This is a genomic window from Nonomuraea sp. B208, assembly GCF_057536035.1.
In genome coordinates this window covers 355,038-374,363 of sequence record NZ_BAAJOU010000010.1, presented here as the reverse complement: position 1 = coordinate 374,363, position 19,326 = coordinate 355,038, and the positions used below count along the sequence as shown (strand labels likewise).

The following is a 19,326-nucleotide window of genomic DNA, read 5'->3' as shown; positions in this document are numbered from 1 at the left end:
CACCCTTTCGGTTGCGCCACCAAACTACGTAAGTGTTGGGAGTCCGACTAACCCCTAGCCGCCCCCTAAGACCAATTGTTGTCGGCGTGTAGCAGTTCGCCTGCGCGCTCGGTGAGCGCCTTTCTGTCCACCTTGCGGTTGGCGTTCAGCGGGAGTTCGTCGAGGTGGTGATAGCGCTTGGGCACCATGCCGTGCGGCAGCGTGCGGCGCAGCCGGTTGGCCAGCTCGACCGGCGGGCGCGGCTCGCCGGTGTAGAACACCACCAGCTCCGTGCCGGCCGCGCCGTCCACCCCCACCGCGGCCGCCTCGGCCACCCCGTCGCCGGCGGCCAGCAGCGCGTGCTCGATCTCCGCGAGCTCCACCCGCCAGCCCTGCACCTGCACCTGGGCGTCCCGGCGGCCGAGGTAGCACAGCTCGTCCCCGGGGAGCCGCCGCACCCGGTCGCCGGTGCGGTACCAGGTGTGCCCCTCGTGCTCCAGGAAGCGGCCCGCGCCGTCCTCCGGGTCGAGGTAGCCGGGGGTGAGCTGCGGTCCGGTGACGCACAGCTCCCCTTCTTCGTCCTCGGTCGGCCGGCCGTCCTCGGTGACGAGCAGGACCTGGTGTCCGGGGTGCACGGCGCCGATCGGCACGACGCCGTTGACCGCGAGCTTCGGGGAGCCCTCCGGCGACCAGCGGTGGCCCGTGATCGTGACGGTCAGCTCGGTCGGCCCGTACAGGTTCTCGACCGTCGCGTACGGCGCCGCCCGGGTCCAGTCCTCGACGTCCTGGCAGCGCAGCGCCTCTCCGGCGAAGAAGCTCCACCGCAGGCCGGGCAGGGTGTCCGGGCGCAGGGAGCCGAGCCGGCGGGCCAGGCTGATGCCGCTGGGCGTGGAGAACCACACGGTCACCCGGTGACGCTCCAGGAAGGCGGGCAGGTCGGCGTGGCCGCGCGGGGGCACCGGCACCGCGGGGGCGCCCGCGCCCCAGGCGCAGAACAGGTCGAAGATCGCGCAGTCGAAGGTCAGGTCGAAGGTCTGCGAGAAGGCGTCGTCGGGGCTGAAGTCGTAGCGTCCGTCCAGCACGCCGAAGTAGTGGTGCAGGTTGCCGTGGGTGAGCACGACGCCCTTGGGCCGGCCGGTCGAGCCGGAGGTGAACAGGATGTAGGCGGGGGCGTCGGGCGGCACCGCGACCGGTTCGGCCGGCGCGTACGCGGCCGACACCGGGATCCCCCCTTCGCCGCCGCCCTCGGGCAGCAGCGCGGCCCCGTAATAGCCGCGTTCCCGCAGCTCGGGCAGCAGGGCGGCGCCACGGCCGTCGGCGATCAGCGCGGTGACGCCGGCCGCCGCCATCATCCGCGCCGTCCGGTCGGGCGGGAAGTCGACGTGCAGCGGCACCACCGTCGCCCCGGCGTACAGCGCCGCGAGCACCCCTGCGTAGGAGGTGGTCCCCTTCTCCGCGAGCACCCCTACGCGGCCCGTGACGCCGCCGTGGAGCAGCGACCCGGCCCAGACGAGGGCGAGCTCGTGCAGCTCCTCGAAGGTGACCGCGCGCTCGCCGAGCCGCAGCGCCGCTCCGCGCGGCGCGGCGGCGAGGCCGCCCAGAAATCGCCCGTGGAGGTTCCGGTGAATTTCTTCGCCCATTTTCTTTTCCTCAGCGCGAGTTATTGAGGCATAATGCAGGCCATGTGGGACAAACAGTTTGAGGCGCTGCTGCGGCACCGCCTCCCCTTGCTGTCTTCCGGCGACGAACTCACCGCGGACACCAACCTCCGGGAATTCGGATTGGATTCCATGGGCGCGGTGGAACTGTTGAGCACGCTGGAAGCCGACTACGCCGTACAGTTCGACGAGGAGGCACTCGTCCTGGACACCTTCACCACCCCCGGGGCTTTGTGGGCGGCGCTCAGCGCGGCCCGTTCAGGCTCCTGAGGCCGCCGGGTCACCCCGCCGCCGAGCCACGCTCCGCACCGGACTCAGCGCCGCGCGACGAGCGGGGCTCGGCACCGCGGGCCGCGGCGACGAGCAGCGGCCGCTTCGGACCGACCGGCACCACCTCGAAGTTCCGCGCGGTGGCCGGCACCCGGCTGAACAGGGCGTCGGGCCCGGCCACGCAGACCGTCCGCACTCCCCTGGCGCGCAGCGCCTCGACCGTTCCCGGCCAGTGCATCTGGCGGACGAAGCCGTCCAGGAGCAGGTTCCGCACCTGCTCCGCGGTGGTCAGCAGCGACCCGTCGTGGTCGGAGATCACCGGCAGCCGCGGCTCGGCGAACTCCAGCTCGTCCAGGACCTCCTTCTCCGCTCGTCGCCGCAGTCCGGCGAAGGCCGGGCTGTGCATCGGCGGCCGCATCGTGTAGAGCGACAGGCCGCCGGCGGCGCGGATCCCCTTCTCCAGGCCCGGCAGGTCGTCCGCCGACAGCGTGACCATGAAGAAGTCCCTGTCCACGCGGCAGGCCACGTCAGCGACGCGGTCGCGCGCGGTCAGCTCGCCGAGCAGCTCCTCCGCCACCTCGGGTTTCACCCGGACGAACGAGTGGGTGACGAGGCTCCGGTGCTCCCGGCTGAAGTAGTCCGCCACGCACCGGGCCAGCCGGGCGGTCATCCACACCGCGTCGGCGAAGCTCAGCGAGCCCACGTAGGCGGCGGCCGCCTTGCCCCCGAAGCTCGGGCCGGTGCACAGTCCGGGGCGGGCGGGCAGCGCCTCCTGCTCCGCCCACTCGGCCAGGGCCAGGCAGGTGACCAGGAAGGCCACCTGGGCGTACTCGGAGTAGTCGCCCTCCGTCTGGCGGAACCGGTCCAGCACCTGGTAGCCGAGCGCTTCGTCGGCCTCGGCGAACAGCCGCCACGCCACCGGGACCTCGGTGGCGAACCGCTCGATGTCGGCGAACCCGGTCGGTCCCATTCCTGGAAAAACCATCGCGATCTCGTGACTCGATGCGTTGTCCACCAGGGCACGCTAACCGCGGCCGACCGGCCGGCCCCACCCCTAGTACCCCTCATCGTGATCCGGCCCGCCCCCACCATCCGCGTACGCCTGGCCGTCGTGCCTGCGCTGGATGTAGTGGAGCGCGTCCAGCAGCTCGGCCGAGCCGACGGGGCGGGAGCGGCGCCGCGCCACCAGCCCGTCGAGCGGCAGCGCCCCGACGTCCGCCCAGCGCAGCGCGCCGTCGTCGTCGATGTGGCTGCGCGCCGCACCCCTGTTGTCGGGGTGCACGCAGTAGGGGATGTCCAGGTAACCCCGCTTGAACGCGCGCAGCAGCGCCCTGCCCACGTCCTGGTGCAGCTCCAGCGTGGCCTCGACGAGCCGCCGCGCCTCGGCGTACACCTGCGAGTCGGTACGGCTCGGCGGCGGCGTCACCGGCCGCGCGGCGCGCGCGGCCGTGCCGGCCAGCTCCAGCGCGGCCACGTTCTCCTCGATCGTGGGGATGCGCCGGGACTCCGCCTCGGTCTTGACGATGAGCCGCTCCGCCCCGGTGCGCACGGCCAGCTCGGCGGCCGCGGTCAGCAGCGACGCGGCGCCGCGCGGGGTCTCGGGGTAGACCCCCATGTACGCGTAGACGACCACGTGCCAGCGCACGCCGGGCAGGAACTCCTCGGCCAGCGCGCGCAGCGCGAGCACCGCCTCGACGTCCTGCTCCGGGCTGGTCTGCTGGGCGTAGCTCAGCGAGATGTCACGCAGGCCGTGCGCCTGGAAGAAGATCCCCTCCAGGATGCTGAGCGCGACGAGCTGACCGGGAGGGCAGAGCTGGCCCAGCACGCAGCCGCCGAAGGTCTCCAGGTGCGGCTCCCTCCCTGCCGCCTGCCCCCGGGTGGCCAGCAGCTCGCAGCCGCGGGCCCAGTGGTCGACCGCCTGGCTCAGCGGGATCCGGCTGTACGGCAGGCAGTAGGAGACCGGGCCGCCCTCGGTGGCGTCCAGGCCGGCGTCCAGCAGCGCCTCGAAGATCTTGACGGGGTTGGCGGAGCCGTGCCGCACCTGCACGGGGAAGGTGGCGTCCCGCACCCCGCTCAGCAGCTCCCGGTTGACCGCGACGCCCTGGCTGACCAGGGGGTAGCCGTTGAGCGCGGCGCCGGAGGCCAGCGCCGCGGCCGCCGAGTCGAGGTCGCCCACCCGGGTGTAGCTGTCCACGGTGATCGTGCCGGCGGTGGCCGCGCGGGCGCGCTTGGTGGCGAGCAGCCCGGCGCGCATGGTCGCCACGTCGCCGAACCCCATCCGGGGCTGCACCACCAGTTCGCCGCTCGCGGCGGTGTCGATCACGAAACCGCCGAATTCCGCGGCCACCGTGGACTCAGCCGAACTGGACGGGCGTCCGCGCCGCGGCGTCGTCCGCCTTCCAGGCCACCGCGGCGGCCAGCGTCCTGAACTCCTCGATGTCCTCGGGGCCGCCGCGGTCGAAGACCCGGTCACAGCCGGCCGCGGTGAGCTCGTCGGCGAGGTCGTCCTCCCGCCGCCCGGTCACCCCGAGGCGGCCGCCCATCACGATCGGGACGTCGGCCAGCTCCGGCCGGGCCCGCAGCTTGGGAAGGACCCGCAGGCCCTCCCGGTAGCCGTGCCCGTTGACGGTGCTGAGCACGACGAGGTCGGGGCGCTGGTCCACGCACTCGGTGACCAGCAGCTCGTCCGGGACGCACGGGCCCAGGTTCACCACGTCCAGGCCTTCCTCCTCGCAGACCAGCTGCAGGAAGACCAGGTTCCAGGTGTGCGAGTCGGAGGCCACTCCGCTCACCAGGGCGCGTGGGCGGCCCGTACGGGGGCTCGGGTTCAGGTCGGGTAAAACGCGGGGCATGTCAACTCCCTGTCGCGGCGTCGCTTGCGCGGGTCCCGGGTTGGGTCCCGTCAACAGTGGCGAGGTAGGCCAGCAGCACTTCACGCAACCGGTCGGGTTCCTCCAGGTGCGGGAGGTGGCTGGAGTTCTCGAGGATCTCCCAGCGGGAGTCCGGGATGAGGTCGTCGAACGGGCGGACGGTCTCGGGGGTCGCCTCGTCGTGCCGCCCGGAGATGATCAGGGTCGGCACCTCGATGGACGGCAGCAGCTTCTCGACCGACCAGTCGCGCAGCGTGCCGACGACGTGGAACTCGGTCGGCCCGTTCATCGTGTAGTAGACGGTGGGGTTGTTGTGCATCTCCATGAAGGACGCCTGATACTCCCGCGGCCACGGGTTCACCAGGCACACGTACCGGTCGAAGAAGACGCGCATGGCGTCGAAGTAGGCGCGGGTGCCGGTGGTGCCCGCGGCCTCGTGCCGGGCCAGCGTCTCCTGCACCTCGGGCGGGAGCGTGGCGCGCAGCCGTACCATCTCCGCGCGCCAGGTGGTCATGGAGGCCGGCGAGTTCGCGATGACCAGCCCGCGCAGGCCGGGCGGGCGGGCCGCGGCGTGCGTGGCGCCGAGCATGCCGCCCCAGGAGTGGCCGTAGAGCAGGTAGTCGTCGGCCACGCCGAGCCGCGTGAGCAGGTTGTCCAGCTCGTCGAGGAACAGCTGCACGGTCCAGAAGTCCGCGCCCTTGTCCGGCAGGTGGGTGGAGCCGCCGTTGCCGAGCTGGTCGTAGAGGATCACCGGGTGGCCGGCGTCGCTCAGGTCGCACAGCGGCACCAGGTAGTCGTGCGTGCTGCCGGGCCCGCCGTGCAGCACCACCAGGGGTGGGCGCCCGCCGGACAGGTCGCCGCTCACCCGGTACCAGGTGCGGTACTCCCCGAACGGCACGGTGCCCTTCGCGGTCGGCCGCCGGCTCGGCTCAGGCACCGCGGTGCTCCGCGACCAGGCGCTCCAGCCGGGGTACGAGCTCCGCCGGGGTGGGCTCCGCGAGCATCTCCTTACGCAGCCGGTCGGCGGCGGCCCTCGGGCCGGGGTCGTGCACCAGCGACGCCACCGCGTCCCTGAAGCCGTCGGCGTCGAGCTTCGGCGGCGGGATGTAGATGCCGGCGCCCTGGTCGGCCAGCCGCTTGGCCTTCACCGGGGTGTCCCAGGTGTTCGCGACCATCAGCTGGGGCACCCCGTTGAGCAGCGCGGCGCTGAACGTGCCGGCCCCTCCGTGGTGCACCACGGCCGCGCAGGTCGGCATCAGCAGGTTCATCGGTACGAAGTCGACGATGCGTACGTTGTCCGGCACCTCGCCCAGGCGGGCGCGCTGCCCGGCGTCGAGCGTGGCCACCACCTCGACGTCCAGCTCGGCCACCGCGCTCACCAGCTCGGCCGGGCCGAGCGCCCAGTCGTGCAGGAAGTCGCCGCCGGTCCCGCCCAGCGTGAAGCAGATGCGCGGGCGGGTGGGCGGCTCGGCCAGCCAGTCCGGCATCACCGAGCGGCCGTTGTACGGCAGCGTCCGCATGCCCACCACCGGCACCCCGACCGGCAGCCGCAGGCTGGCCGGCATCGTGGTGTCGATCGTGAGCCGCCCGGTGGTCACCTCCTCGGTGTACGGGCGGGAGAAGCGCGCCAGGGTCAGCGTCAGCCACTCGGCCACCGGGTCCTCCCAGTGCGCCTTCGGCTGCCGGGCCCGCAGGTCCAGGAGGGCACGGCGGGCGCTGCCCAGCACGTCGAGGCCCCACAGCGCCCGGACGTGCACCGCCCCGCACGCCTCGGCCGCGATCGCGCCGGCCAGTGTGAACGGCTCCCAGATCACCAGGTCGGGCTGCCAGCTCCGGGCGAAGGCGACCAGCTCGTCCACCATCTCGGTGTTGTTGGTGGCGGCCAGCAGCAGCGGCGCGATCACCAGGTCGAAGTCCAGAGCCTGCTCCCAGGTGACCGGCTCGTCGCGGTCCTCGTGCACCTGGGGCGGGCCCATCGCCGCGGCCGGCCGCTCCCGCACCTCCTCCAGCTCAGGATCGGTGCCGACCGGGACCGCGGTCAGCCCGGAGGCGGTGATCGCGTCGGTCAGCGAGGGCTGGCTGGCCACCCGGACCTCGTGTCCGGCGGCGGCCAGCGCCCAGCCGAGCGGCACCAGGCAGTTGTAGTGCGAGGCGAGGGCGAACGAGGTCAGCAGGACACGCATCAGGACTCTCCAAGCCCGAGCACGGGCAGCTCGACGGGGCCGCGCACCACGGGAGCGCGCCGCCGGTACACCGGCGGGCCGGACGGCCGCAGGTTCGGCCGCGCCTCGGCGAGAATCCGCAGCGCCACCTCGGCCTGCGTACGCGCCGCCGGGGCGACCGGGAGGTGGTGGAGCCCGCCGGCGAAGGTGAGCGGCTCCGGCTCGGCCCGCCGGTCGAGGCGGAAGCGGCCGGGCTCCGGGTGCCGGGTCTCGTCCCGGCCGGCGGCCGCGGTGATCATCACCAGGTGACCGCCCGCCGGGAGTTCCGTCCCGGCCAGTTCGACCGGGGCGGCGGCCACCCGGATCTCCGCCTGCACCGGCGGGTCGTAGCGCAGCGTCTCCGCGACGGCCGCCTCAGCCAGGTCGGGATCGCGGCTCAGTGCCGCCCATCCTCCGGGCTCGGCCAGCAGCGCGTGGACCGCGTTGCCCACCAGGTGCGCGGTGGCCGGGACGGCGGCGACGGACAGCAGCACCCGCACGGCCCGGTCGGAACCTTCCGCCCCTGCCGCGCCGAACAGCTCGTCGAGCCCGGCCACGGCGTCCTCGATCCGGCGGACCAGGGCCAGCGGCTGGGCGGCGAGCAAGGAGTCCTGCAGCGCCTCCGCGTCCGCGCAGAGCTCCGCGTACCGCGGCAGCGCCTCGGCGGGAACCCCGAGCAGCGCACCGGTGGCGGCGGTCGCCACCGGCCAGGCGTAGCCGGCCATGAGGTCGGCCACGAGATCGCCGCCGGCGATCCGGTCGAGGCGGGCCAGGCACTCCCGCTCGACGGTCTTGCGGTGGGCGGCCAGCGCCTCCGGGTCGACCAGGGGCTGCCAGTGGGGGCGCAGCCGCGTGTGCTCGTCGGCCTCGGCGCCGGGCGTGCCGTACCCGTAGAAGGGCAGCGGCTGCTCGGGAGCCGGCGAGCCGTCCGGGCCGGACATCCGCCACCGCGGGTCCGCCAGGACCTCGGCGATCACCCCGGGGTCCGCGGTCACCCAGCTGCCTGTCGTGCTGCGGTGGATCGGGCCGCGCTCGCGGATCGCCGCGTAGAGCGGGTAGGGATCGTCGGCGCCGCGCAGGACCAGGGCGTAAGGGTCGCCCATGCTGCCCAGGACCCGCTGCATGGCGCGGGCGTTGAGCAGGCGCAGTCCCAAGTCGTAGTCGGCTGCCGGGTTGGCGCCTTCGGGCATGGTGCCTCCACCTAGCCGGCGATCGTATGGACGATCGCCACGGTAGAGGCGGACATTCCCCCTAGATCAACCCCTAATGGACCTCGCCCCGGCCCGGCGAACCACGTATGGGGCCGGGGCGTCCGGCGGAGCAGCCCGCGTACCTGCGCCTCAGTGCGCTTCGGACGGCTCCTCGTCCGCGTGCTTGATGTCGGCGCGGCGCAGCGCGAACAGCGCGACGGCGGCGAGCGCCAGCATGAGCGCCGCGGTCAGGTAGAGCGGCACCTGCATGCCGAGGGTGAACGCGGAGCGGGCCGCGTCGGCGAGCTGGGCGCCGACCTGCCCGGGCAGGTCGGCGGCGACCGCGAGCGCCGCCGACAGGGTTTCGGACGCCGCCGCGCTCTCCGTCTCCGGCACCCCCTGCGGCATCGTGTCCAGCAGCGTACGGCTGTAGACGACGGTGCTGATCAGCCCCATGAGCGCGATGCCCATCGCGGTCCCCAGCTCCAGACTGGTCTCCGAGAGCGCCGAGGCCCGCGCCGACCGTTCCTGCGGCACGCTGCCGAGCACGATGTCCACCGCCACCGTGGCCACGATCCCGGTGCCCGCGCCCACCAGGATCATCCCCGGCACCAGCACCGCCAGCCCGGAGTCCACCTGGACCTGCGACATGACCAGCAGGCCGACGGCCATGAGCAGGGGGCCGGCCGCGAAGATCAGACCGGGCCTGGCCCGCTGCGCGAGGTAGCCGGCGACCACCGCGGCGACGATCACCCCGACCCCGGCGGGCATCTGCCACAGCGCCGCGGGCAGCGGGCTCAGCATCAGCACCTGCTGCAGGTACGGCGAGGCGAGGAAGGTGCCGCCGGTGAGGGCGAACATGACCAGCGCGTACCCTCCCACCGCGGTCGCGAAGACCGGCCGCTTGAAGAGGTCGATGTCGATCATCGGGTCGGTCCGCCGGCGCTGCTGGTACATCAGCGCCACGCCGAAGGCGATGCCCGCGAGGAGCGTGACGATCGACGGGACCGACGGCCCCTCCAGGGCCAGCTGCTTCAGCCCGTAGATCAGCGGCAGCATCGCGGCCAGCGACAGCACCACGCCGAGCAGGTCGAAGCGGCCCTTCTTGCTGGGGTCCTTGGACTCCGGCAGCAGCATCGGCCCGGCGACCAGCAGCAGCAGCATGAACGGCACGTTGAGCAGGAAGACGGAGCCCCACCAGAAGTACTCCAGCAGGAAGCCGCCCAGCGGCGGCCCCAGCACCACGCCTCCCGACGAGCCGGCGGTCCAGATGCCCACCGCCATCTTGCGTTGCGCGGGGTCCTGGAACAGCGTCCGGATGAGCGCCAGCGTGGACGGCATGAGGGTGGCGGCGCCGACGCCCAGCAGCGCCCGCGCGGCGATCAGCAGCTCGGGCGAGGAGGCGTACGCCGCGGCGGCCGAGCCGATGCCGAAGAGCACCGCGCCGCCCAGCAGCACCCGCCGCCGGCCGATCCTGTCGCCCAGCGCGCCCATCGGTATCAGCAGCCCGGCCAGCACGAACGTGTAGATGTCCATGATCCACAGCAGTTCGGACGCACCGGGCCTGAGCCCTTCGGTGATCCAGGGAACCGCGAGGAACAAGATGGTGATCGAGTTGGACAGCAAGATCACGGGAAGGGTGAGTACGACGAGACCGAGCCATTCGCGACGGCCCGCGATGGGGGGATTCATCTGCGTCATGCCCAGAATCATACAAGCGTACAGAACGGACGTATGAATAAACCGTGCTATGATCGACATCATGGGACATCGAGAGCAGCTCCTTGAGGGCGCGAAGCGATGCATCGTGGAGCGGGGTTACGCACACACCACCGCCCGGCACATCAGCGCCGCCTCAGGGGCCAACCTCGCCTCCATCGGCTACCACTTCGGCTCCAAGGAGGCACTCCTTCGCGAAGCCCTCATCGAGATGGTCCAGGACTGGACCGACCTGTGGCAGATCACCGTCCACAACGACGCGGCCGACCCGCTGACGGGATTCGAGAGGACCTGGCAGCAGATCGTCGACAGCTTCCAGCACAACCGCCCGCTGCTGGCCGCCAACTTCGAGGCGCTCACCATCGCCGAGCACGCGCCGGACCTGCGGGAGAGGCTGGGCATCGCGCTCGCGTCAGCCGCCGCCCCCGAAGGACTGGCCAAGCTGCTCGGCGCGGACGAATCGCTCGACGAGGAGTCCGCACGCGCGGTGGGCCGGCTCTACCTCACCCTGCTCCAAGGGCTGATGGCGCAATGGCTGATCAATCCCGGACTGGTGTCCGTGACCGACCTGACCGACGGGCTGCGGGTGCTGCTCCGCCAGCCCCCGATCCATCGGCGCGGGAGCGATCCGCACCCCGTACACGAGGCAATCGGCACCGCATCCATGGCGAACAACAGTTGAGTTGATATTTGGGGGACTCCTGTGTTCCAAATGCTCCTTTCGTCGGTCACTGCGCCATCCACCCTCGTCGACAACACCGATATCCCGGACCACTGGACCGGCCGCGACCTGCTGACCTCGGTCATCCTCTGGTACGGGCTGGACCCGGTGCTGGCCGCGCAGCGCGCGGAAGAGCTCCTCGGCCCCTGGGACCTGGCCGAGGCAGAGATCACCCCGGTGCGCGAATACTCACCGGACATGATCAGGAAGATCAGCCTGCTGGTCACCCTTCTGCCGGAGCCGCAGCCGCTGGCGTTCGACACGCTGCTGAGCGACGCCGGCCACTCCTCGAAGTCCTGGATGAGCGTGTGATCAGCGCTCCATTCCGCCGACCGCCCGCCTCGGCTGACCCGTGCCGCGGCCCGTCATGCGGGACACGTCCGTCTCGCCCAGCCCCGTGCCCAGGGACAGCTCGGTCGGCAGGTCGGCGCGCCGCTTCACGTTGAGCTTGCGGTAGACCCGGGTGAGGTGCTGCTCGACCGTGCTGACCGTGATGAACAGGCGCTCACTGATCTCCCTGTTGGTGTAGCCGAACGCGGCCAGCGCGGCGACGCGGCGCTCGGCGTCGCTGAGCGCCGCCGACTCGCCCAGGTCCCCGCCGCCGTCCTCCTCGCGCGGCTGCAGCCGCGCGGACAGCGGGCCGGCCTCGCACGCCTTGGCGATCTGCTTGGCCCGCCTGGCCATCAGCCGCGCCCGGGTGATGTCGCCGAGCTCCTGGTAGGCGTAGCTCAGATCCGCGTACGCCCAGCCGAGCTCCAGCAGGTCGCCCGAGCGTTGCAGCAGGGTCATGGCCTCCTGCAGCCTCGCCGGCCGCTGCCGCAGCTCGGTGACCGACGCCAGCAGCCGCAACGCCCGGCCGTGCACCCGGGGGTGCGTGCCGCCGGGTATGGACAACTGCTCCGTGATCTTCTGCCGCGCCTCCTCGACCGCGCCGATCTGCAGGTACGTACGGGCGATCGCGCACCGCCAGTCCGCGAGCGCGGGGATGTCGAGGTCCCATTCGCGCAGCAGCTCACCGCACTCGTGGAAGTCGCTCAACGCCGCCCGCGGGCGGTTCGTGGCGAGGTAGTAGTCGCCTCTGGCCTGCAGGAAGAGCGGCCACAGCGTGGTCCGCGCCATGTCGGCGGGAACCCCTCGCTTGATGATCTCCCCCGCCTCGTCCAGGTCACCCATGGCGACGGCGGCCCGCAGCAGCACCATCAGCGGCAACCCGAGGACCACCCCCCAGCTCGTGCGCGACATCGCGCCCAGGGCCTGCCGCGCGTACCGCCGGGCCTCGCCCAGCTCGCCGTGCTGGACCGCCAGCCACGACCGGATCGCGGCGAGGGCGGCCGTCCACCGGGGAAGCCCGCGCGCCGCCCCCTCCGTGCCGAGCGACTCGCACCACCGCACCGCCTCCTGGTAACGGCCCGTGTGGCTGAGGGCGAGCAGCGCGACGAAGACGGCCTCCGGCTCCGCCTCGGTCAGGTTGCAGCTCTCCAGCAGCTCCTGGGCGGCGCCGACGATGTCCTCCTCGGCCTTGCCCAGCAGCAGGTTGCTCAGCGAGAACTCGCGGCCGGCCGGGCCGGCCTCGCCCGCCGGCCCGTCGGTCTCGCCCTCGACGAACATGGTCGGGAAGATCAGCCGTACCCACTCCCGGGTGAAGCAGAGCCGGGAGTGCTCCCTGGACGGGGTGTCGCACGGGGACGCAGTCCAGTCGTAGACGACGGCCGCCCGGCGGGTCCACCCGTGCCACAGCAGATAGCGGCTGAGGGCGCGGGCGTCGGCGGTGGCGAGCTGGCCGCGCCCGTACGCGTCCTCCAGCGGGGCGAGGAAGCGCAGCGCCCCGGCGGGCCGATGGGCCCAGTTCGCCTGGGCCAGCTCGGTCAGCATCGCCGCCTTCGCGCCTTCGTCGTCGCTGATGAGCCTGGCCAGCTCCAGGCAGCTGATCGCCCGGTCCTGGTCGTCCTGCACGAGCGCCACCTGGGCGGCCTCGCGCAGCACCGCCACCATCCACGGCTCCGCCTCGGCCGGCGCGGCCGGGCTGGAGGCCAGCAGGTGGTCGGCGATGTCCCCCGGCTCGGCGCCGAGCTGGTACATGATCCGCGCCGCCCGCATGTACATGACGGACTGCCGGTCCGGGCTCAGATCCCGGAGTACGGCCTTGCGCATCGTCGGGTGCCGGAACTGGCAGCCCCGCAGCAGCCCCGCCCCGTCGAGGGCCTCCAGGGCGGGGAGCACGTAGGCGGGCTTCACGCCGAGCAGCTGCGCCACCGAGCCGGTGCTGGCCGAGCGCCCGAGCAGGGCGACGCCGCGGGCCGCGTCCAGGATCCGCGGGTCCCATCGGTGCAGGCAGGACAGGACCGCCTGGTGGAGATGGCGGCCGACGCCCGGCTGGGAGCCCTCCGGCGACCAGCCGCCCTGCGCCACGTCCCAGTAGTCCTGGACCATGGCGTGCAGGAGGAGGGGGTTCCCGCCGCTCAGCCGGTGGTACTCCGGGGCCAGCCGGACCGCGGGCTCGGCGCCCACCGTGTCGCGGAGCAGCTCCTCCACCCCCGCCGGCGACAATCCGGCGACCCGCGTCTGCACGCAGTTGGGCCGCCCGGTGAGCTCGGCGCTGAACAGGGAGTCCACCGCCCGGCGCTGCGCCAGCGAGGTCACGGCCAGCAGCAGCGGCGCGTTCGCCATGCGCCGCTGGATGTAGAGCAGGGCCTGCAGGCTCGGGCCGTCCGCGTTGTGCACGTCGTCGACGGACAGCAGGATCGGCTGTCGTTTGGTGAGCTCCACGAGGACCCCGCACAGCCGCGCCGCGACGTTCGTGAGGTTCTTGCCGAGCATCACCGGGTCGGGCACCCCGGAGATCCCGTTGATCGGCTCCGGAGCGAGCGTCTGCTCCACCTCGTCGGCCAGCTCCGGGGGTAACTCGGCAGAACGGAACAGCTGTCCCAGGGTCCCCAAAGGAAACATTCGTTCCGCACGCGACCCGGCACTTTTCATCAGAAGGAACCCGGCCGCACCGGCCTCATTGGCGCAGGCCTGCAGTAACGCACTCTTACCCATGGCGCCGAAACCGGTCATCACCATGACTCCCCCGGTCCCGCCCACCGCCTTCTCCATAAGGTCACGGAAGTTTGCCAGTGCCTCTGCACGTTCGATGAGCTGCATGGCCCATGCCTCCAGCCAGCCACCCTAGTCGTCGTTCTCGATGAGTTACTTTCTTTTTCAACCGAATTTCAGCGTTCCCTCGGCCTTCTCGGCCCGAGAGAAGGGATTGCGGGGCAGGGTGACACGCGGAGGACAGGTGAATATTCGGCCGTCCGGATTTCGACGTCGGGATGCATGATTCTGGTGCGTGGCCTGACCGTCGCGGACGGTGCTTGACGGCCGGGGCGGGCCTCCCGCCCTTGCGGCGGCTTGAGCACTGCCGCCATGAGCTTCGTCTCGGCTACGAGGCATGCCGCCGACGCCACGGTCCTGTCGTCGGCGCGCCCGTCTCTCTCCCGCACGTGCGTGCCCCCGCAATCCTCTTCTTCCACCACATGCTGGAAGAAGGGCATAGAACGCGATATTTGCCGGAGCATCCGGTTCACCGGCAATTGGCGATGTCACTATACGTAGTCACGAGTCCCCCGTCACCCCCGAGGATCGTCCTCCCCTTCCGACGCCACCCTGACAGGCTGCACATTGTTGCTGACATGATTCCTAACAGACTGGCTGAAGAGGGGATCTGTCGGACAACATGACGGCAGTATATGTGGGTAGATCACGCCACGACCCCTAACGCCCCCCCTATCTCCCCCCTCTTGTGATGTGTCAGATGGGACAAGCGGTCGTTTTGGTATACGTTACGTGAATCATGCTCGCGTTCAGCGACCTGCACGCAGCGTTCACGAATGCCCGTCAGTGCTCTCCGCGCAGCCCGCCGGCGATGAACATCCCGGCCAGCATGGCGAACAGGAACGCCTGCAGGAACTGGATGAACATCTCGAAAGCCGTCATCACGATCGTCATCAGCACGCCGAGGACGCCGAGGCCCGCGCCCAGCGGGGTCAGCCGCTCGAACAGGAACCAGAAGCCCACCGAGCTGAAGAAGGCCACGAGGACGTGCCCGGCGAACATGTTGGCGAACAGCCGCATGAAGTGGGTGAACAGCGACGTGACGAACACTTCGGCCAGGATCAGGGGGGCGTAGAGCACGTACGCCCAGCCGGGCAGGCCGGGCAGGTGCACGATGCCCCTGAGGTAGCCACGCACCCCGTGGTGGCGGACGCCGAGGTAGACCTTGATGCCGTACACGGTGAGCGCCAGCACGAGAGGGAAGGCGATGTGCGCGGCGAGGGGGAACTGGATGAACGGGATGATGCCCATCAGGTTCCAGACGAGCACCGTCAGGAAGACCGTGAAGAGGAAGCCCATCCAGCGGTCGGCGTCCTTGCCGAGGTTGGGCTTGGCGATCTGTTCGCGTACGAACACGTACGCGTACTCGCCGAGGCTCTGCCGGCCGCGCGGGACGATCTTCGGGTTGGCGAACGCGGCCCAGCACAGGGCGATGGCGACGGCCGAGCTCAGCAGGGCGATGAGCACAGGTTTGGTGAACCATTCCGGGCCGCCGGGAAGGATCGGCGGAAACTCGAAGAGTTCCAGTCCGGGAGCAGTCCATTGCCCAGAGGGGTCTTTCAGAACATGGGAGGTGATCAGGATCGTCGTCCGCACGGCGGTCCTTTCTGGTCCGAGCCAAATAAGAAACCCAGCACCTCTTCCCGGAGTCGCTGGAATCCACTGTCGGACTATCAGGTCAGGCGACATTCGAAGGCGCTGAGCTGCACCTTCGTCCAGCCGGGACTACGGCGCCGCGGGCGCCAGGAGCGGCCGGCAATCGACCGCGGTGCGTTTTTCCCGGTATCCGCCCATAGCGTGGATTCTAAAGTACTATGACATCCTTTCGCCAGCCCTTGTCCTGCCGTCGCCCCTGCGGCAATCACCAGCCGCCCAATGGCGCTCGCAAAACCTTTCTCTATTGAGGAACAGGTGGGGCGCAATCGGCTGGCGATGCGCATCCCACGCAACCTGGAAGGGCGACCCCATCGGCCCGTAGGATCAGCCGCGTGGATCTTGACGAAACCGCCGCCCGGCTCGGGGTGCCCGTCGAGGACGTCGAGCGTGTGCCCCGGCTCGCCGGCGACCGGCCATCGGCTCCGTTACCCGCCAAGGCCGACGCGCCCGCGCTCCTGAACCGGCTCGCGGTCCCCCCGGACGACGCCGCCGAGATCATGGAGGGCTGGCCCGACCCCGGCTCCCCTCTGTGGACACCGGAGCTGCGCTGGCTGCTCGACCGCTCGATCGCCCTGGTCAGCGCCGATCTCGGCGGCCACGGCTGGCTGCCGCCCGGCCCGGCGCTGCCGCGCGAACGGGGCCCCGCCTGGCGGCACCTCTACGTGTACGCGTACCTGGCCCTGGTCGACGTCGTCATGAAGTACCACCGCGACCACGGCATCGACGAGTCCGAGTCGTGGGCGACGCTCGCGGACCTGGGCCGCAACCTCGCGGTGGACCGGCGCATGGGCGGCGAGGGCTGGCCGGTCATGCAGAGCTGGCTGACCCTGCACGCGCGCGGCGCCATCTACGAGCTGGGCCGGCTGCAGCACCACCGCGGCGGCGCCACCATCGACCTGCACATCCCCGAGACGGGGCCGCTGACCCCGGAGGCGGTCGAGGCGTCGCTCGACGAGGCCCGCGCCTTCTTCCCGCGCCACTTCCCCGACGAGCGCTACACGGAGTTCGCCTGCGGCTCGTGGCTGCTCGACCCGCAACTGCTGGAGTACCTGCCTGAAGACTCCAACATCGTCCGGTTCCAGCGGCGGTTCGAGCTGGAGCCCTACCAGGAGCCGGAAGGGCAGGACGCCGACGTCGAGGTGCTGCGGTTCGTCTTCCGCACCCTGACGACGCCGCTCGACCAGCTGCCGCGCCGCACCGCGCTCCAGCGCGCGATCATCGACCACCTGAAGGCCGGCCGCAGTTGGCGCATCCGCCGCGGCCGCTTCCCGATGTAGCCACGAGTGCCCCGGCAGGGCGCGCGCGGCGAGGCGATGCCGGAGGCATGATGAAGGTGCAAGACCGCACTCAGTCCGTCAGGCGCCGCCCACCGATCCGGCGCCCGACGTAGGCACGAGCCCAGGCGACCGCCGGGTCATCGGCTTGCTCAACAGCGACACCTGCTGCCTCCTTCCTTCCGGCCTGATGCTCCGTGAGAGAGAGCGAGGTCCGTACGTTGGGCGCGAAAGCCCGCCGCTGGGCCAAGATCTTCGTGTTCGCGACCGCGGCCGTCGCCATAGCCGTCGCGGTGGCCCTGGACAAGATCGACATGGCGAACGGCCTGGCCGGCATCGCCAGCTTGTTCCTCACCCTGCTGGGCCTTGTCGTCAACCCGCAGCAGAAAACCGTGACCCCGGCCGACCTGCGCGAACGTCTTCGTACCGAGATGAAGAGCGTGCTGCACCGCGACGCCCAGCTACGGGGCCTCCTGCGTCCCGAGCTCCTGCCCGTGCGCCTGCTCGACCGCAACGGCAGGGACGCCCGGCGCGACTCCGGTGGCCCCGTGTGGGCGGCGGGCGAGTTCCAGAGACATGCCGCCGGTCTCGTCACCGGCGCCACCCCGGGCCGGATGATCATCTACGGTCCCCCGTCCAGCGGCAAGTCGACGTTGGCGCTGATGATGGCTCTGGGACTGCTGTCCGAGGGTCAAGTGCCGCTGCTGTTGGACGGCTCCTCGTGGGACCCGGTACGCGACTCGTTCGCCGACTGGTTCGACAAGGAGGTCTCCTCCGTGCTCGGCCCGGGGTACGAGCACAAGGGCAACCTCTACGACGTGCTCGGCCATGAAGCGACCACTGTGGTCATCATCGACGACTTCGACGCCCTGGCCGCGCACGCGAAGGAGGCGGTGGGACAACTGGAGCGGAGTGCCCTGCACACCCGCCCCCTCATCCTGTTCGCCAGGAGCGGCACGATCGATCCGTCCATCCTGCCGGCGGGGTACACCGTCCGTACGCTCGCGCCTCCGAAGCCGGGCCTGCTGCACAAGCACCTGCGACAGCTGGTGGGCAAACCCGCCGCCGATGGCAGGTGGCGTCCGGTGCTGGACCGGATCAACCGGCGACAGGACGACGACCTGACCGCGCTGCTGTCCACGCCGCTGTTCCTGGGCCTGGCACGGCAGGTGTGCGACGACCCCGGGTCAGGGCGCGATCCGGGGCGGCTCGTCACCCTCGTGGACGAGCATGGACGCACCTCCGCCGAGGAATTCCTGCTGAACGAGCAGGTCGCCATGGCCACCAGTACGGCACTCAACCCCGGCCTCCGGTTACGGCTGGACACGCCCGGAGCCCGCCGTTGGCTGCGCAATCTGGCCGCCGTGCTGCGCGGGCGCAAGGACCGGCGCATGGCGTGGTGGGAGGTGCACACCGCGATCCCGCCCGCCGTGCCGATGTTCGCCACCGCGCTGGTGCTGTTGCCCGCCTATCAGCTCGCGCTCGTCATGCCGCTCGGGCTGACCCGCGGGCTGGCCATCGGGCTGGCGGCCGGAGTGGTCATGGGGTTGCTCAGAGGCGTCACACCGGACGCGCGCTCGGTCGTGATCGCCGGGCTCACGGCCACGGCGGGAGTCTGGGGAATCGGTCTGTTCCACCTGTCCCCGGCGCAGGCGGCGGGGGACGCGGTCGAGCTCGGCACGGCCTTCACGCTGGCGCTCGCCTGCCGTCCCCTGCTGATCCGCCGGCATCCCCTTCGCCTTCCCCTCCCACGGGGCCGTGGCCTGGGCGTCCCCGGGCGGGTCGTCGGGACGGCTGCCGTGGCGCTGGTGGCCTGCGGGTCGGCGCTGGCTTGTGAGGTGGCCGGCCGGCTCGGCGCCGAGTTCAAGTACGGCGGCGGCTTCCCGCCCATCTTCGTCTCGATGGCCACGGGCGTCGGCATCGCCACGATGGCCGGGCGGATGATGGCCGTGGACCTGTCCGCGCCACCCGTCCCGTGCAGGCTCGCCCCGCGGATCCGGGGGATTCTCAGGTCGCCGCTGCCGTACCTGCTGAAGGCCATCCCACCCGTGGTGCTGATCGGCGTCATGGCGGGGCTGACCGGTATCTGGCGCGGCGCGGCGTACGGGACGCAAATAGTGATCGTCTTCGGCCTCGTGCTCGGCGTGCCGATCGCGCTGGTCGTCGGCACCATCAACTGGCTCGCCCAGTCGCTGCCCAGCGAGCCTGCCGCCTCGGCCAGGACGATCCGGCGCGGCGACCGGTGGGCGGCGCTGGGCTGCGTGGCCGCGGTCGCCCTGGTGGCCACGGCCGGGATCATGGTGCTGCGCGGCCCCGGCGACAGCCTGATCAAGGTCGTCGAGGGGCAGAGCGGGGGCTTCAGCGTGCAACCCTGGCAGGGCATCCTGTTCGGCCTCACCCTGGGCGTGGTGCTGGCGTCCCTGCACACGGTGTGGCCTGCCGTCGTGGTCGGGCAGCTCTGGCTGGCAGGGAGCAGGAAGCTCCCGTGGCGGACGGTGCTGTTCCTGGAGGAGCTGCACACGCGGCGGCTGCTTCGCCGGACGGGCCCGTACTACCAGTTCACCCATGACCGCCTGGCCGACGTGCTCGACACCGGAGAACGCGTGAGCAGCGAGTAGCGCGCGTCAGGCGTCGGCCGAGCCCGATCAGGCCCGGCCCGAGCCACCACCCCGACATCGCACGCGTGACACCG

Annotated in this window: 15 protein-coding genes; 5 read left to right on the top strand and 10 right to left on the bottom strand. The window is 71.4% G+C overall.

What is annotated here, in order from left to right:
* Positions 1-65 precede the first annotated feature (65 nt).
* Positions 66-1,619 (bottom strand): AMP-binding protein, encoded by a 1,554-nt coding sequence (locus tag AC27IY_RS07260; RefSeq protein ID WP_344206834.1) that lies wholly within the window; start codon positions 1,617-1,619, stop codon positions 66-68.
* Positions 1,620-1,661: 42 nt separating this feature from the next.
* Between AC27IY_RS07260 and AC27IY_RS07255 the strand changes: the two genes are divergently transcribed.
* Positions 1,662-1,907 carry an acyl carrier protein gene (locus AC27IY_RS07255; protein WP_344206833.1) on the top strand — a complete coding sequence of 82 codons (246 nt, stop codon included), beginning with the start codon at positions 1,662-1,664 and terminating at the stop codon, positions 1,905-1,907.
* 10 nt (positions 1,908-1,917) lie between these two features.
* Here the strand turns inward: AC27IY_RS07255 and AC27IY_RS07250 are convergent, their stop codons facing one another.
* The 7 genes from AC27IY_RS07250 to AC27IY_RS07220 form a co-directional block, all read right to left on the bottom strand.
* Positions 1,918-2,877, bottom strand: coding sequence for an ACP S-malonyltransferase (locus AC27IY_RS07250; protein ID WP_423475026.1), 960 nt, complete (start codon positions 2,875-2,877; stop codon positions 1,918-1,920).
* An 84-nt stretch (positions 2,878-2,961) separates the two neighbouring features.
* Entirely contained in the window at positions 2,962-4,254 is a 1,293-nt protein-coding gene (locus AC27IY_RS07245) for a methylaspartate mutase (RefSeq protein ID WP_487177481.1), read from the bottom strand.
* A 7-nt stretch (positions 4,255-4,261) separates the two neighbouring features.
* On the bottom strand, positions 4,262-4,759 hold the full coding sequence (locus tag AC27IY_RS07240; RefSeq protein ID WP_487177480.1) for a cobalamin B12-binding domain-containing protein: 498 nt from the start codon (positions 4,757-4,759) through the stop codon (positions 4,262-4,264).
* Position 4,760: 1 nt separating this feature from the next.
* Positions 4,761-5,714: a proline iminopeptidase-family hydrolase gene (locus AC27IY_RS07235; protein ID WP_364464124.1), complete on the bottom strand. Its 954-nt coding sequence runs from the start codon at positions 5,712-5,714 to the stop codon at positions 4,761-4,763.
* Positions 5,707-6,960: an activator-dependent family glycosyltransferase gene (locus tag AC27IY_RS07230; RefSeq protein ID WP_344206828.1), complete on the bottom strand. Its 1,254-nt coding sequence runs from the start codon at positions 6,958-6,960 to the stop codon at positions 5,707-5,709. The genes AC27IY_RS07235 and AC27IY_RS07230 overlap by 8 nt, the downstream gene beginning before the upstream one ends.
* Positions 6,960-8,168 (bottom strand): cytochrome P450 family protein, encoded by a 1,209-nt coding sequence (locus AC27IY_RS07225; RefSeq protein WP_487177479.1) that lies wholly within the window; start codon positions 8,166-8,168, stop codon positions 6,960-6,962. Before AC27IY_RS07225 ends, AC27IY_RS07230 begins: the two co-directional genes overlap by 1 nt.
* A 150-nt stretch (positions 8,169-8,318) precedes the next feature.
* The gene (locus tag AC27IY_RS07220; RefSeq protein ID WP_487177478.1) at positions 8,319-9,869 is read right to left on the bottom strand and encodes an MFS transporter; all 1,551 of its coding nucleotides are present in this window, start codon (positions 9,867-9,869) and stop codon (positions 8,319-8,321) included.
* Positions 9,870-9,930: 61 nt separating this feature from the next.
* Between AC27IY_RS07220 and AC27IY_RS07215 the strand changes: the two genes are divergently transcribed.
* Together AC27IY_RS07215 and AC27IY_RS07210 are read left to right on the top strand one after the other, a co-directional pair.
* Positions 9,931-10,569, top strand: a complete 639-nt coding sequence (locus AC27IY_RS07215) for a TetR/AcrR family transcriptional regulator (protein ID WP_344206825.1) — start codon at positions 9,931-9,933, stop codon at positions 10,567-10,569.
* 30 nt (positions 10,570-10,599) lie between these two features.
* Complete coding sequence (locus tag AC27IY_RS07210; RefSeq protein WP_344206824.1) at positions 10,600-10,920, top strand: P-loop NTPase family protein; 321 nt, start codon at positions 10,600-10,602, stop codon at positions 10,918-10,920.
* Here AC27IY_RS07210 and AC27IY_RS07205 read toward each other — a convergent pair whose 3' ends face one another.
* Together AC27IY_RS07205 and AC27IY_RS07200 are read right to left on the bottom strand one after the other, a co-directional pair.
* Positions 10,921-13,752 (bottom strand): ATP-binding protein, encoded by a 2,832-nt coding sequence (locus AC27IY_RS07205; RefSeq protein ID WP_371248504.1) that lies wholly within the window; start codon positions 13,750-13,752, stop codon positions 10,921-10,923.
* Positions 13,753-14,487: 735 nt separating this feature from the next.
* Entirely contained in the window at positions 14,488-15,171 is a 684-nt protein-coding gene (locus AC27IY_RS07200) for a F0F1 ATP synthase subunit A (protein ID WP_487177477.1), read from the bottom strand.
* Positions 15,172-15,692: 521 nt separating this feature from the next.
* Between AC27IY_RS07200 and AC27IY_RS07195 the strand changes: the two genes are divergently transcribed.
* Both AC27IY_RS07195 and AC27IY_RS07190 read left to right on the top strand, forming a co-directional pair.
* Positions 15,693-16,637 (top strand): acyltransferase domain-containing protein, encoded by a 945-nt coding sequence (locus tag AC27IY_RS07195; RefSeq protein ID WP_487177476.1) that lies wholly within the window; start codon positions 15,693-15,695, stop codon positions 16,635-16,637.
* A 194-nt stretch (positions 16,638-16,831) separates the two neighbouring features.
* Positions 16,832-19,252 (top strand): hypothetical protein, encoded by a 2,421-nt coding sequence (locus tag AC27IY_RS07190; protein ID WP_487177475.1) that lies wholly within the window; start codon positions 16,832-16,834, stop codon positions 19,250-19,252.
* The last annotated feature ends 74 nt before the right edge of the window (positions 19,253-19,326 follow it).